Raw genomic sequence first — 15,279 nt, forward strand, 5'->3', positions numbered from 1 at the left:
AGCCATGTCCGACATCCTCTGGCAACCCAGCGCCGAGCGCATCAGCAAAACCCGCATGGAGGCCTTTCGGCGCTTCATCACCGATCGGCACAAGATCCATCTCGACGACTACCCCGCCCTGCATCAATGGTCCATCGATCAACGCGAAGCATTCTGGCAGGCGATCGTCGACTTCTTCGACATCCGTTTCCACGATCAACCGGATGCGGTGCTGGTGGAAGGCTCGCAAATGCCCAGCGCCCAGTGGTTCCCTGGCGCCACCCTGAACTTCGCCGAACACCTGATGCGCCGTCGCGACGATGCCATCGCGGTCATCGCCATTGGCGAGAACGGTCAGCGTGAACACCTGACCTGGGCCGAGTTGGCCGAGCATGTCGCCGGTTTCCAAAACAGCCTGAAAGCCGTCGGTGTCGGTCTCGGTGACCGCGTCGCCGCGTGCATGCCCAACACCTGGCAAACCCTGGTGGCCATGCTCGGCACCACCAGCCTGGGCGCGATCTGGTCCTGCTCGTCACCGGACTTCGGCACCCAAGGCGTCATTGACCGCTTCGGCCAGATCGAACCGAAAGTGCTCATCACCTGCGCCGGTTATCGCTATGCCGGCAAGGACATCGACCAAACCGCCAAGGTCAACGAAATCCTCGAACGCCTGCCGTCCTTGCAGCAGTTGATCGTGGTGCCTTACGCCCGGCCACAGACACACATCGAGCAGTTCCACACCCGGGCCAACGTGACGCTGTGGGATGATTTCTACGACGTGGGCGGCGAGCCGGATTTCGTCCCCGTGCCTTTCGCCCATCCGCTGTACATCCTCTATTCCAGCGGTACCACCGGGGTGCCGAAATGCATCATCCACAGCACCGGCGGCGTGCTGCTGCAACACGTCAAGGAACACGGACTGCATTGCGATCTCGGCCCCGGCGACCGTTTGTTTTATTACACCACCTGCGGCTGGATGATGTGGAACTGGCTGGTCTCGGCCCTCGCCGTGGGCAGCGCGGTGGTGCTGTACGACGGATCACCGTTCCATCCGGATCCCGTGCGCTTGATCGACCTGATCGACGATGAACGTATCAGCGTCTTCGGCACCAGTCCCAAGTTCCTCGCGACCCTCGAAACCCATGGCGTCAAACCGCGCGAGAGCCATGACCTGAGCAGCCTGAAAACCCTGCTCTGTACCGGTTCCGCGTTGTCGCCGCAGAGTTACGATTACGTGTATCGCGACCTTAAGAGCGACCTGTGCCTGGCCTCGATGTCCGGCGGCACCGACATCGTTTCGTGCTTTGTGAACAGCAACCCGTTTGAGCCCGTGCGTCGTGGCGAAATCCAGGGCAAGAGCCTGGGCATGGCGGTCGAAGTCTGGAACGACGACGGTAAACCTGTGGTGGGCGAAAAAGGTGAACTGGTCTGCACCCGGCACTTCCCGGCCATGCCCATCGGTTTCTGGAATGACCCGCAGCAAGAGAAGCTGCACGCTTCATATTTCAGTCAGTTCCCCGGCGTCTGGGCCCAGGGCGATTACGCCGAACAACTGCTCCACGGCGCGATGATGATCCACGGCCGCTCGGACGCAGTGCTCAACCCCGGCGGCGTGCGCATCGGCACGGCGGAAATCTATCGTCAGGTGGAGAAAGTGCAGCAGGTGCTGGACAGCGTGGCCATTGGTCAGCAATGGCAGGATGACGTGCGGGTGGTGCTGTTCGTGAAGTTGCGCGACGGCGTCAAACTGGATGAAGCATTGCAGCAGCAGATCAGCCAGGTCATCCGCGCCAACACCACGCCCCGGCATGTGCCGGCGAAGATTGTCGCGGTGACCGACATTCCGCGGACCATCAGCGGCAAGGTGGTTGAGCTGGCCGTGCGCAATGTGGTGCATGGGCAGAAGGTGAAGAACACCGATGCGCTGGCCAATCCCGAGGCGCTGGAGCAATTTCGGGATCGGCCGGAACTCGATTTTTAGCCTGTCTTATTGAACGCTCGCACCAGGCCTGCCTGTGCCATATGCAGGCCGCTGTGCAGTCACCTCAGGGTTGTTCAGTGTGATCAGAACCGGAACGTCGATCGCGCTACCGGGATTTGCTTCAAGTGTGTTCCGCAGGAGGAACATGTTGCGATCAAACCCGCCCTCGTCCGTGGACAACTGGCTTAGCAGCGAAGTGACCACCGCCAACGAGTCGGCGTTTTCAAAGGCTTTGGAGCTGGCGTGACGGGCATTGCCTCCATCTGTCACCGCAAGCTGCCCGGAGGCCAGGTTCAGCAGCGCCGCCACGTCCAGCGACTGTCCACTGCTGACATTGCCGGCGTCGCGGGCATAGGCGACATCACCGATCTGCGCAGGTCCGTGAAACAGCTCATGGATCAAGTCGTCTGCGACGACGTCATGGTTGAAACCCAGCCCGATGAAGTGCCGGTTGAGATTGGGGGTATAGATTTCAATGAACTTCGCGTCGGATTGCCCGCTTGCACTTTTCCACTGTTTGTACGCGCTCGTGTCGAAAGCGGCTATGTGGTGGGTTTCCTTGAGCGGATCGAGGAGAAAGTTACTGAGGGACACGCCTGCAAAGTCCGCCCTGATTGCTCTCAGATAGTTCACCAACCGACTGACTGCCTCGTTTGCGTCGCTTCCCATCAGCAGTCGGGCGACCAGCTTGCACTGCGCCTCAACGTCACGACGGGTCAAGGCATTGATCGCGTTTTCGATTTTCATCCGGGCCCGCGGCAGACTCTGTTCAATGAACTGCCGGGTATAACTGACGGGCAATGTCTTGGTCGGGCGCGGCAAGCGGACAGGGGCCACAAAGGCAAAGTTGTTCAGTCGTGGCCCCCAGGGCTTGCCCAAGCGGTCGAGGGCATACCATTGAAAATTGTTGCGCGCCGCCACTACCGTGAGCGTCTCACCGATTGAACCACGGGGCCGCCAGCTACCCTGCCCTGTATGGACATTATTGGCTGCGCGGACCAGGTCATAGGATTTATGGCTGCCATGGAGCCTGCCCAGTTGGGATTTCGCCAGTCCGAGAAGCTCTTCGGCCTGCCTGCTGAAACGTAACGCGCCCTTGTGGATGAGTTTCCCGGCGCCATAAAACACCGTTGGCACATCATCCACGGGGTTGAAGAGGGAAACGGACGTCACGAAGGCCAGCTTGGTCAGGCGGGCGGCTTTGGATGTCATGGAGATCGCCTTCGACGAGATGCTCAGCGCGGCGGAGCCCGCCCCCACGAAGGCGCCTGCCAAAGCAATAGCGTCCATGACACAACCATAGGCCCCGTCGACCATCCGGTTGTATTCCCCAGAAGATAAATCCTCGATGCACTTCTTAAAGGGAACCACCAGATTCACTAGGTAATCTGCATTCTCTTCCCCCTTTCTGCGCTCGGTTTCAAGCGATGTTGGCACGGTGGCCATTGATTCAATTTCATCAAACGTGCGAAACGGGTAATTGTTCACGACGAACTCGGCAATACGCACAAGCTGCGGATTAGCGAAATTCCTGTAGGTACTCTGATGGCGCGCCACCACAGAGGCTGGTGCAGAAAGTTCACCGAGCTTTTCAATAATCGCCATGGAGCCAATGACGTTATTCTCATCAACAATTCCGTCAGTGTATTCAACAATAGAGAGCGGCAACAATTCGGGAAGTCGGGGTGTCAGGTGCCCGGTGAGATCCCCGTTAAAATCCATTCTGGCGGCGGCCCGCAATTTTCCTGTTGAGGTGATCAGCGTGGCGAGCGTGTTGTTTTTCCGCAATTCACCCCGCAAGGTAAACAACTCATAACACGCGGCAGCGTTTCCGAGGGTAGCGAACATGACAATGCCAAAGCGTCCCCTGGCCGCATCGTTACTGTGTTGGGTTTCGTAATCAATTGAGTAAGACCCCGGCGTAAATGGCGTGGAGCCCGATATCGTACTCGTCGCCGGAAAGCGGATGGTAAAAAAGCTGATCTTGCCTTTCAGAAAGATCTCCAGATCATGCGGAAGCATGTGTGAAAGGGCCAACTTCACATTGGTAATCAGAGCTTTATTCAAATTGCCGTGGTAATCGCGCAATTGTCGATGGTATTCGAGATTGTTGGGCGGCAGGCTACGCAACCGTGGAAAACGACTATAAAGGCTGGTGACTGAGGGATCGTAGTGGGTTGGCCTTTTGTAATTGGTCGCACCGGCCAACAAATCAGGTGTTCTGGAAATAACTTCGTCGGGAAAGACCGCACGAAAATCCCACTGGCCACCCGCCAGATCGGCCGACATGTGCAAGCCGACCATGGACATGGGGTTAGGAGATGCATAGAGGCCGGGGTGTTGATAGAGCACTGTATCGTCGAGGAAATCACACGCCGGCATCGCTCCTTGCAACGCTTCTCGCGCGATGGTTTCGCGGTTGGGTAATGGTACGGAATAGACGCGGGCCAGCTGGGTGAAATTCTCTGCGTATTCCTGGAACGCCGTGATTGCCCGCTCCGTGGTTTCCTTCGCCGCTTGAGTGAGCTCGCTTGTGCTGATAACTCCATTTATCAGTGCCCAGTCAACGATCGGATCGATCATTGCCAAATCCCGCAGCCGGGACAGCGGTTCGCTAACAGGCTCCAGTTCGACATACGCCATGATTTGCGCATACGTCAGCACACGCGAGGCACCCTTCCTGACCGCTTCCGCCAGCGCAACGCCGAGGCAAAAGGACACCCACGCAACCGAGCCCAACGTCAGCGAAGATGGAACACCCTTGACCAGAAATTCCGGCGCGATCTCAGCCAGCAGCAAGTGAGCCGCCCGAGGCGCCGCCGCAGGATCAACCCAGCCTCTGGTATGGAGAAAGGCGTGCAGCTCTTCGCGCACCATTGCCGGTGACCGCTCGACGTTGGTCGGCGCATACAACGCAAAACCACCGATACTCTTGCGCTCTTGAGTGCTACCGAGAGACGGATAAAAATCCAGCAACAGGCTGGTTATCAGCAGTTGCTCAAGATCTTGAGAAGAGACATCTTGCCCGGATTTGGCACCGAACCAGTCCAACGCCTCTAGCAGTTTCCTGGCGCTGACCTGAGCCACTTCATGCTTGACCAACTGAACAATCCGTTCGGCGGCGTTATCGTGCGTCACTACGCCGCGCCCCGTTTCGCGGTACAACTTATCCAGCAATTTAGTGTTCCTGGCGACCAGTGGGGTGGCCTGCCGAATAGCGGCACGTTGCTCAGCCGACAAGACAACTAACGATGGATCATCCGTAACCAGCTGCCCCCAATAGTTACCCAATGCATCAACATCAGGATCAAACTCGAAAAGCGCGATCAGGTTTTTTACTTCGCTGGCATTCCTTGGAACCTCCAGGCCATGAAACCTCAGCCATTGGTCCACATCAATTAAGTCTTCGGTATAAACGAAACCACCCGCTTGCCGGGCAATATCCCCTACCACCTGCAGTTTCTGATAATAGTGGGACTCCTGGATAAGGTTAAAGTCGACGACTTCCCACGCTGAGTTTCCTTCGCGGAAGATCTCAAGCCCGCTGGTTTCGTTGATACGGGTTGCCGCCATGTTCGCGGGGCGGTGGCGACGGAGTTCATCCATCACGTCCGTGTAGTTGGCCAGGGTATTCCACGCCACTCGACCAGGCATATGCACTTCATAAAGTGAGGACCCTTTTACCAACTCTAAATAATAGCCTTGCCAACTGTAACCCCCGTCACCCTCCTGCTCGAAGATAGTTGGCAACAAGCCCAATACCAATTGCCGTTCGACCGCATCAGCCTTTAACCACTGATACTGCACTTCGGACGCCGCCCCGGACAATTGATAGTCTTTATATTTTAATTTCGCACACATAAAACAGCCTCATGGATTTGATTTAATGTAGTTACACAGATGTTAATCCTTATTCATCCGGGAGCAACTAAACAGTAAAAATCCATAAGACAATATTTCAAAATCACCCACTAAAAAAACCAATAACAAACCTACTCTATCAACCCCCAGTCACCACTGGCCGCATTAGCTATTGAAGTTCCACTCCCGCAAAGTTTCAGGCGCAACTTCAAATTATTAATCGAGTCGGCATGTTTCAGCGCCTCTTCCTCACTGATCACCCCTTCCACCACCAGTTCATACAGTGCGCCATCGAAAGTCTGCATACCCAACTCCGCGGACTTTTCCATGATGTTTTTAAGTTCGTCCAGCTCATTGCGCCTGATCAGGTCGCCAATGGTCGGCGTCCCCAACATCACTTCTACTGCCGCCCTGCGTTGACCGTCACGGGTACGCACCAATCGTTGGGAAACGAACGCTTTCAGATTGTTGCTCAAGTCATGCAGCAACTGCGTGCGCCGCTCTTCCGGGAAGAAATTGATGATGCGATCCAGCGCCTGATTGGCGTTGTGCGCGTGCAACGTCGAGATCACCAAATGGCCTGTATCGGCAAACGCCAGCGCGTGCTCCATGGTTTCGCGATCGCGGATTTCACCGATCAGCACCACGTCGGGTGCCTGGCGCAGGGTGTTTTTCAACGCGGCATGAAAACTGCGGGTATCGACGCCGACCTCACGCTGGTTGATGATCGACTGATTGTGCCGATGAATGTACTCGATGGGGTCTTCGATGGTGACGATGTGGCCCGTGCTGTGGCGGTTGCGGTAATCGATCAGTGCCGCGAGGGAGGTAGACTTGCCGGAATCGGTGGCGCCGACGAACAGCATCAGGCCTTGTTTGAGCATCACGGTGTCGAGCAGCACCGCTGGTAACTTGAGGTCCTCGAAACGCGGGATATCGAGTTTGATGTTGCGCGCCACGATCGACACATCGTTGCGCTGCTTGAAGATATTGACTCGAAAGCGCCCGACACCCGCCAAGGAGATCGCCAGGTTCATCTCCAGTTCCCGATCGAACTCCAGACGTTGTTCGGCGTCCATGATGGACCCGGCAATGGCCGCGACTTCTCCCGGTTTGAATGGCTGATCGCTCAGTGGTTTGAGCACCCCGTCGAACCGTGCGCTGGGTGGCGCGCCGGTGGAGAGATAGAGATCGGATCCGTTCTGGTCAGCCAGTATCTGCAACAGTGCATCGATTTCCATGGCAAAAAGCACCCGCGAAGCATTCAATGAAAAAAAATGACCCATGGCGGGTCATCCAGCGTCTACCGCCCTGCAAGGATAGTTGACGCCGCCACACCGACTTAAACGCAGGACAATTTGATGAACGCATCACCGACGGGCAGCGATGCCCAGGCCTTGATCGCCAGACTGGACTGGACGCGCACCCCGCTGGGCGCTGCCGGTACCTGGCCACAGAGCCTGCGTACCGCCGTGGACATCGTGATTCATTCGCCGATGCCGATGCTGTTGCTGTGGGGTCCGCAGCTCACGCAGATCTACAACGACGGTTTCGCCCTGCTCGCTGGCAGCAAGCATCCACACGCTTTCGGACAACCGACGCACCAGATCTGGCCAGAACTCCGGGACTTTACCGACCCCATTTACAGCGCCGTCCTACAAGGCCAGGTGCGAACCTACAGCGAACAACGCTTTACCTTGCAGCGTGACGACGGTGATTCCGACTTCTGGTTGGACCTGACCTACAGTCCGATTCGCGATGAAAACGCTCAGGTCGCCGGCGTTCTGGTCACCGCCATCGAAACCAATGAACGCCGACGCATCGCGCTGGAACTCGAACAGCGTTCGGCCGCCAGCCTCAAGGCCCAGCACGAAACCGAACAGCGCCTGCAACTGGCGCTGGCGGCCACCGACGCCGTCGGCACCTGGGATTGGGACATCGGCGAAGACCGCTTTATTGCCGATGCGCATTTTGCGCAAATGCACGGCATCGATCCGGCCAGGGCGAGCCAGTTACCGATCAGCGATTACCTCCAGGGCGTGCACCCGGAAGACCGGGCGATGATCGCCCGCAGTATCAAACACTGCATCACTCACGGCACCGAGTACGCCGAGGAATATCGGTTGCTGCAGCCCGACGGGCAACTGCGCTGGGTATTTGCCCGGGGGCGTTGCTACAAGGACCACCACGGCCGGCCGATCCGCTTCCTCGGCGCCGCACTGGACCTCACCGAACGCAAACACACCGAGCAGGCCCTGCGCCAGAGTCAGACCGAACTGCAACTGATCATCAACGCCATGCCGATCCTGATCAGTTACGTCGACCGCGAAGAGCGTTTTCGCCTGAACAACGCTGCGTACCTGGACTGGTACGGCCTGACACCCCAGGAACTGTATGGGCGAACCATTCTTGAAGTGTTGGGCGCGGACGCCTATGCCCTGCGTGCCGAGCACATTGCCGAGGCGTTGACCGGCAAGGCCTGCTGTTTCAGCATCGATGCTCCCCATCGGGACGGCAGCACGCGGCATGCGCTGATGAATTACCTGCCACGTCACGGCGCGGATGGCGCGGTGAATGGTTTCTACATCTTCGTGATCGACGAGACCGAGCGTAAACAGACCGAAGAAGCCCTGCGCAACCTCAACGAAACCCTTGAGGAACGGGTCGCCGCCCGTACCCAGCAGCTGGCCGAAGCCAACCAGCGGCTTCAAAACGAAATGTTCGAGCGCGAGCGCGCGGAAGACGCCTTGCGCCATGCGCAGAAGATGGAAGCGGTCGGGCAGCTCACCGGCGGCATCGCCCACGACTTCAACAATATGCTGACCGGGATTATCGGCAGCCTCGACCTGATGCAGCGCTATATCGCCGACGGGCGCGCCGCCGAGATTGGCCGCTTCACCGAAGCCGCGGTGTCCTCGGCCAATCGCGCCGCTGCCCTGACCCATCGCCTGCTGGCGTTCTCCCGGCGTCAGTCGCTGGATCGCAAGCCGCTCAACGCCAATGACCTGGTGCACTCTCTGGAAGATTTGTTCAGCCGTACGAAGGGCGACCACATCGAGCTCAAACTGTTACTGGCCGACGAGGTCTGGCCGGTGAGTACCGACGTCAGCCAACTGGAAAACGCCTTGCTCAATCTGGTGATCAACGCCCGGGACGCCATGCCCGATGGCGGCGAGTTGCTGGTCGAAACCGCCAACGTTTACCTGGACGGCAGCGACATCACGACGCTGGAACCGGTCAAGGCCGGGGATTACGTGATGATTGCCGTCAGCGATAACGGCAGCGGCATGACGCCCTCGGTGCTGGCCAAGGCTTTTGACCCGTTCTTCACCACCAAACCCATTGGTCAGGGCACCGGCCTGGGGTTGTCGATGATTTATGGGTTCGCCCAGCAATCGGGCGGGCACGTCAGCCTGTTCAGTTTGCCGGACAAGGGCACCAGCGTTCGTTTGTACTTGCCACGGTTGCACGCCACAGAACCGGAAAACGTGCTTCTGCCGTTGACGGGCGAAGCGCCGGCGGCGATTGCCGGTGAAACCGTGGTGTTGGTGGAAGACGACCCGGCGGTTCGCATGCTGGTGCTCGACCTGCTCAACGAGCTGGGTTATCACGCCCATGAAGCCGAAGACGCGAAGACCGCCCTGCCCTTGCTGGAATCGGATCTGCGGGTCGATTTGCTGGTGACTGACGTCGGTCTGCCGGGGATGAACGGCCGGCAACTGGCGGAAATCGCTCGTCAGCACCGTCCCCAGCTCAAGGTGCTGTTCATGACCGGATACGCGGAGAAAGCCGCCGAACGCCAGGGCTTCCTGGAAGAAGGCATGGACATGGTCGCCAAACCGTTTTCCATAGATCTATTGGCCAACAAGATTCGCACGATGATCGGCCAACCGGAGTGAGTTGAGGCATAATCGCGCGCCTCGCCGTCAACACCGTTACAAGGTATGCCCAATGAAAGCTCAAGCCCGCCATATTCTGGTGAAAACCTCGGAAGAAGCCGAGCAGCTCAAACAACGCATCGCCAAGGGCGAAGCCTTTGATGTGCTGGCCAAGAAGTACTCCACCTGCCCGTCCGGCAAACGCGGCGGCGACCTGGGTGAGGTGCGGCCTGGGCAAATGGTCGGGGTGATCGATGCGGTGATCTTCAAAAAGCCGCTGCGGGTGGTGCATGGGCCGATCAAGAGCAAATTCGGGTATCACCTGGTGCAGGTGTTTTATCGGGATTAAGCGACTGGCGAGGGTCCTGTGGCGAGGGAGCTTGCTCCCGCTGGGCTGCGTAGCGGCCCCAATTTACGACTGCTGCGCAGCCGAGCGGGAGCAAGCTCCCTCGCCACAAAAGCTTATTTCAAGTTTTGGGAATCAGCGCTCCGGGCACTTGAATCACCCGACTCGCCAGCCGATGCCCCGCTTCAGCCGCCTCGACCGCACTCCCGCCCTTGAGCCGACTGGCCAGGTACGCCGCACTGAACGAATCCCCCGCCGCCGTCGTGTCCACCACCCGTTCGACCTTCTGCGCCGGCACCTCGAACGACTCGCCATCACAGCGAATCAGGCACGCCTCGGCACCGCGTTTGAGCACCACTTCGGGGGTGCCAATCTGCTCGTAAGCGTCAAACACCGCCTCGCAATCGGAAAAATGAAACAGCGCCTGCTCGTCATCGACGGTCAACAACGCCAGATCGACATAGGGCAAGACGCTGCGATAAGCCGCCCGCGCCTCTTCGACTGACGCCCACAAACGTGGCCGGTAGTTGTTGTCGAACACGATCCGCGCATCCCGCTGCCGGGCTTCGATCAGGGTTTCCAACAACTTCTCCCGACCTTGTGCGCCGAGCACCGCCAGGGTGATGCCGCTGAAATACAGCACGTCGTAATCCGGCAGCGCGGCCAGGATCGGCGCGGCCGCCGGGGTGGTGAAGCAGTCGCGGACGGCCGCTTCGTTGCGCCAATACAGGAAACGTCGCTCGCCGGCTGCATCGGTCTGGATGCAGTACAAACCCGGCAGTCGACCGGGCAAGCGCTGGACCATGCCCAGCCCGATGTTTTCGTTGGCCCAGGTCTGGCACATGGCATCGCTGAAACTGTCGTCGCCCAGTGCGGTGACGTAATCGACGACGCCGCTCGTGCCCAGTTCACGCGACAGGTACACCGCGGTGTTGAGGGTATCGCCGCCGAAGCTTTGCTGCAGACTGCCGTCGGCGCGTTGTTGCAACTCGATCATGCACTCGCCGATCAGGGCGATGCGCGGGGTGTTGGGGCCGAGGGTGCTGATGGTGTTCATTGTTGTGGGGTCTCTGGTGTTTCGGTGTTGTCTGGCCGGCCGTCATCGCGAGCAAGCTCGCTCCCACAGGGATTTTCAGTGTTCACACAATCCCTGTGGGAGCGAGCCTGCTCGCGATGGCCGCGCCTCGGTCTCAAGCCTTAGAAACAGGTTTCCATGGTTTCGATGACGTTCAGTTGCTCATCCACCAGACACCCCGTGCGCCACTTGTCGAATGTCAGGCACGGGTGCGAAGTGCCGAACGAAATGATGTCGCCCACCCGCAATTCAACCCCCGGTGCCACCGTCATGAACGCGTGCTGGTCCATCACCGCCGTTACCTTACAGGCGCTGACATCGTCGCCCTTCGCAGGCACCACGCCGGCCTTGTAACGCAGCAGCGGCACCGGCAAGCCAGCGTCGTAGGCGACGTCGCGTTTACCCAGGGCGATCACCGCAAACCCCGGCTCCGGCAACGATTGCACATGCGCCCAGACTTCCAGCGCCGGGCGCAGGCCTTCGTGCAAGTCACTGCGACGGTCGAGCACGCAGCATTGCGCTTCTTTGTAGATGCCATGGTCGTGAGCCACGTAACTGCCGGGGCGCAACACGCTGAGGAAACGTCCGCCGGCGTTCTGCGCTTCAAAGGATTCCGCGATCAGGTCATACCAGGCTGAACCTGAGGCGGTGATGATCGGCTTGGCAATGGCGAACGCGCCGCTGTCCTGCAACTGCACGGCCAGACGCACCAGGGACGCGGCGAATTCACGAATGCCGGTGACCGCATGATCGCCATGGATCACGCCTTCGTAGCCTTCAATCCCGGTCAGCGCCAGCGCCGGTTGGGCGTTGATGACGTTGGCCAGCGCGACCACTTCCTCCTCACTGCGGCAACCGCAACGACCGCCGACCACGCCGTACTCGATCATCACGTTCAGGCGCACACCGCGCGACGCGAAATAGGCCCCCAGGTCAGCAACGTTGTCCGGGTGATCGACCATGCAATGGAAATCGAAGGTCGGGTCCGCCAGCAAATCGGCGATCAGTGCCATGTTCGGCGTGCCGACCAATTGGTTGGCCATCAGCACCCGACGCACGCCATGGGCGTAGGCCGCGCGGGTTTGCGTGGCGCTGGCCAGGGTGATGCCCCAGGCGCCGGCGTCCAGTTGGCGACGGAACAGCGCAGGGGTCATGCTGGTTTTGCCGTGGGGCGCGAGTTCGGCGCCACTGTTGCTGACAAACGCCTGCATCCAGCGAATGTTGTGCTCCAGCGCTTCGCGGTGCAGCACCAGCGCAGGCAGGCTGACGTCGCGTACCAGGTTGGCGCCGGTCTGGGCAAAGCCCTTTTCCACGGCGGCAGTATTTTGGGCAGAAGACATGGTCGAACTCCTCACATTCGCGGCTGCAGCCAGCCGCTGTTATTCGTTGATACGCCGGGCCAGGCTATTGGCGCTGTCGATCAGCACCCGGCGATAGGCGTTGTAGTTGTTCTTGGCGTCGTCCCGTGGGGCGACGATGCAAAGGGTCGCAATCGCCACGCCGCCTGGGTCTTTGACCGGGGCAGCGAAGCAGTGGGTAAAGGTGTCGGCGACGCTATCGAAGGAGAAAAAGCCATCGATACCGGCCTGACGGATTTCCTTGAGAAACTGCTCCAGCGGCAGACGCTCGCCGTCGGGCAGGATGAAGTCGTCGTGGTCGATCAGGTCGATGATTTGCTGGTCGCTCAAGTGCGTCAGCAGCAGGCGCCCGGACGCCGTCCACGGGATCGGCGCGTTCTCGCCAATGTCCGAGGAAATGCGGAAATGCCGCTCCCCCTCTTTCATCAGCGCCACGGTGTATTTGCGCCCGTTGAGCAGGCACATTTGCGCGGTTTCATGGGTCTGGCTGACGATCTCCTGCAGGGCGTGATCGGCCTCGCGGGTCAGGTCGAAATGACGCAAATGCGCCTGCCCGAGGAAATAGAGCTGACGGCCGAGATAGACGTGACCGTCCTTGCCCACGGGTTCGAGAATGCGTCGCTCCAGCAGGGAAGCAACCAGTTCGTAGATCGTGGATTTCGGGCTGTCGATGCCGCTGGCGATTTCATTCGGACGCAGCGGTTTGCCGACTTCCTTGAGGAAATCGAGGATATCGAACGCCCGGTCCAGACCGCGAGCCCGGCGCTTGATGGTGTCTTCGGTCATGTCTGTGGTTCCCATTAAAGTGTCGGGAGTTTACCTGGAGTGCAGCGACGACCGTCAGGTCGCCATCGCTAGCAGGCTAGCTCCCACATTTGGAATGCGTTTCCCTGTGGGAGCTAGCCTGCTAGCGATAAAGCCACCTCGGTTCAGGCCTTTTTCTTGTACGCGATGCAGTCAATCTCGACCTTGCAATCGACCATCATGTTCGCCTGCACACAGGCCCGGGCCGGCGCATGTTCGGGTTTGAAGTACTCGGAGAAGACCTTGTTGAAACTGGTGAAATCCCGTGGATCTTCCAACCACACCCCGGCCCGCACCACGTCTTCCAGGCCATAACCGACCTCTTCGAGAATGGCGATCAGGTTCTTCATGGCCTGGTGAGTCTGCTCGACGATGCCGCCAACAATGATCTCGCCATCCAGCGCCGGCACCTGGCCAGAAACGTGCAGCCAACCATCGGCTTCAACGGCGCGGGCAAAAGGACGAGGCTGGCCGCCAGCGGCGGTGCTGCCGGTGCCGTAACGAGTAATGCTCATGAGTGTTTCTCCTGATTTAAAAGATAAAAGTTAAAACCGCGTGTTCTTGAGAAACTCCGCCAGACGCGGTGATTGCGGGCGTTCGAACAGCTCCTTGGGTGGCCCCTGCTCTTCGATGCGCCCCTGATTCATGAATACGATCTTGTCCGACACCTCGAAGGCAAAACGCATCTCGTGGGTGACCAGCAACATGGTCATGCCTTCATCGGCCAGGCCCTTGATCACGTTCAGCACTTCGCCGACCAGTTCCGGGTCGAGGGCCGAGGTCACTTCGTCGAACAGCATCAGGCTCGGGTTCATCGCAATCGCCCGGGCAATCGCCACCCGCTGTTGCTGACCGCCGGACAACTGACCGGGATAGTGATCGCGACGCTCCAGCAAGCCGACCCGCTCCAGCCATTTTTCCGCCAGCGCCACGGCTTCGTCCTTGTGCAGCTTCTTGACCTTGAGCAAACCGAGGGTGACGTTCTGTAACGCGGTCAAGTGCGGGAACAGGTTGAACTGCTGGAACGCCATCCCGGTCATCGCCCGATGCCGAGCGATGACTTTTTCCGCATGACGCACGCGCTTGCCGTTGACCTCGTCATAACCGATGGACTCGCCATCGAGCACGATCTGCCCGCCCTGGAATTCTTCGAGCATGTTCACGCAACGCAGCAATGTGGTCTTGCCCGAGCCGCTGGAACCGATCAGCGTGACTACGTTGCCGCGCTGCATGGTCAGGTCGACGCCCTTGAGCACTTCGAGCTTGCCGTACTGTTTGTGCAGGCCGCGAATGTCCAGCAGGGCCTGGTTCTGCGTCGAAACTTGAGGTTGAGTCATGGCAAGGCCACCCGCTTTTCAATGTGCCGGCCGAGTAATTCGATGGCGTAGTTGATGACGAAAAACAGAAATCCGGCGAACAGGTAAAACTCCAGCGTCATGAAGGTGCGGGCGATGATCTGCTGCGTGCTGAGCAACAATTCCGCCACACCAATGACCGACAGCAAGGTCGAGGCCTTGACGATCTCGGTGGACGAATTGACCCAGGTCGGCAGGATCTGCCGCAACGCCTGAGGCAACAACACGTAGCCGAGGGATTGATAAAACGTCAGGCCGATGGCCTTGCTCGCTTCCATCTGGCCACTGGGCAACGCTTGCAGCGCGCCGCGCACAATCTCCGCCACGTGGGAGCCGCAAAACAGCGTCAGTCCCAGGGCGCCGGCCTGGAAAGCACTGATCTGCCAACCCAGTGCCGGCGCCATGTAGAAGCAAGCCAACACCAATACAAACACCGGCGTGCCGCGAATCAGGTCAACGTAAAACCGAAACGGCGCGCGCATCCAGAACTTGCCGTAGGTCAGCACCAGACCGGCGACAATGCCGACCATCGTGCCCAGCAAAATCGCCAGGGCCGAGACCTGCACACTGGTCAGAAAGCCTTGCAACAGCACTTCGCGCGCGACCCACAATTCATGCAACCAACTGGGTGATTCGTACATG

At 59.1% G+C, this 15,279-nt stretch carries 11 protein-coding genes; 3 read left to right on the plus strand and 8 right to left on the minus strand.

Going from position 1 to position 15,279, the window contains the following annotated elements:
- Window positions 1-4 precede the first annotated feature (4 nt).
- Window positions 5-1,960: an acetoacetate--CoA ligase gene (locus tag ACA070_RS17760; protein ID WP_497447680.1), complete on the plus strand. Its 1,956-nt coding sequence runs from the start codon at window positions 5-7 to the stop codon at window positions 1,958-1,960.
- 6 nt (window positions 1,961-1,966) lie between these two features.
- Here ACA070_RS17760 and ACA070_RS17765 read toward each other — a convergent pair whose 3' ends face one another.
- Window positions 1,967-5,821: a hypothetical protein gene (locus ACA070_RS17765; RefSeq protein WP_497447681.1), complete on the minus strand. Its 3,855-nt coding sequence runs from the start codon at window positions 5,819-5,821 to the stop codon at window positions 1,967-1,969.
- 131 nt (window positions 5,822-5,952) lie between these two features.
- On the minus strand, window positions 5,953-7,062 hold the full coding sequence (locus tag ACA070_RS17770; protein WP_497451974.1) for a PilT/PilU family type 4a pilus ATPase: 1,110 nt from the start codon (window positions 7,060-7,062) through the stop codon (window positions 5,953-5,955).
- Between the two features lie 120 nt (window positions 7,063-7,182).
- Between ACA070_RS17770 and ACA070_RS17775 the strand changes: the two genes are divergently transcribed.
- Window positions 7,183-9,720: a hybrid sensor histidine kinase/response regulator gene (locus ACA070_RS17775; RefSeq protein WP_497447682.1), complete on the plus strand. Its 2,538-nt coding sequence runs from the start codon at window positions 7,183-7,185 to the stop codon at window positions 9,718-9,720.
- A 52-nt stretch (window positions 9,721-9,772) separates the two neighbouring features.
- Window positions 9,773-10,048, plus strand: coding sequence for a peptidylprolyl isomerase (locus tag ACA070_RS17780; RefSeq protein ID WP_007898282.1), 276 nt, complete (start codon window positions 9,773-9,775; stop codon window positions 10,046-10,048).
- A 118-nt stretch (window positions 10,049-10,166) separates the two neighbouring features.
- On the opposite strand, the gene ACA070_RS17785 is transcribed toward ACA070_RS17780, so the two are convergent.
- The 6 genes from ACA070_RS17785 to ACA070_RS17810 all read right to left on the minus strand — a co-directional run bounded on the left by ACA070_RS17785 (window position 10,167) and on the right by ACA070_RS17810 (window position 15,278).
- Entirely contained in the window at window positions 10,167-11,102 is a 936-nt protein-coding gene (locus tag ACA070_RS17785) for a sugar kinase (protein ID WP_497447683.1), read from the minus strand.
- A 140-nt stretch (window positions 11,103-11,242) separates the two neighbouring features.
- Complete coding sequence (locus ACA070_RS17790) at window positions 11,243-12,460, minus strand: amino acid deaminase (RefSeq protein WP_497447684.1); 1,218 nt, start codon at window positions 12,458-12,460, stop codon at window positions 11,243-11,245.
- Between the two features lie 39 nt (window positions 12,461-12,499).
- Window positions 12,500-13,264 carry an IclR family transcriptional regulator gene (locus tag ACA070_RS17795; RefSeq protein WP_497447685.1) on the minus strand — a complete coding sequence of 255 codons (765 nt, stop codon included), beginning with the start codon at window positions 13,262-13,264 and terminating at the stop codon, window positions 12,500-12,502.
- 143 nt (window positions 13,265-13,407) lie between these two features.
- Window positions 13,408-13,797, minus strand: coding sequence for a RidA family protein (locus tag ACA070_RS17800; RefSeq protein ID WP_497447686.1), 390 nt, complete (start codon window positions 13,795-13,797; stop codon window positions 13,408-13,410).
- Window positions 13,798-13,827: 30 nt separating this feature from the next.
- Window positions 13,828-14,619, minus strand: coding sequence for an amino acid ABC transporter ATP-binding protein (locus ACA070_RS17805; protein ID WP_403098137.1), 792 nt, complete (start codon window positions 14,617-14,619; stop codon window positions 13,828-13,830).
- Window positions 14,616-15,278, minus strand: coding sequence for an amino acid ABC transporter permease (locus ACA070_RS17810; RefSeq protein ID WP_497447687.1), 663 nt, complete (start codon window positions 15,276-15,278; stop codon window positions 14,616-14,618). Before ACA070_RS17810 ends, ACA070_RS17805 begins: the two co-directional genes overlap by 4 nt.
- Window position 15,279 lies beyond the last annotated feature (1 nt).

This window comes from Pseudomonas sp. LBUM1678, from assembly GCF_059695575.1.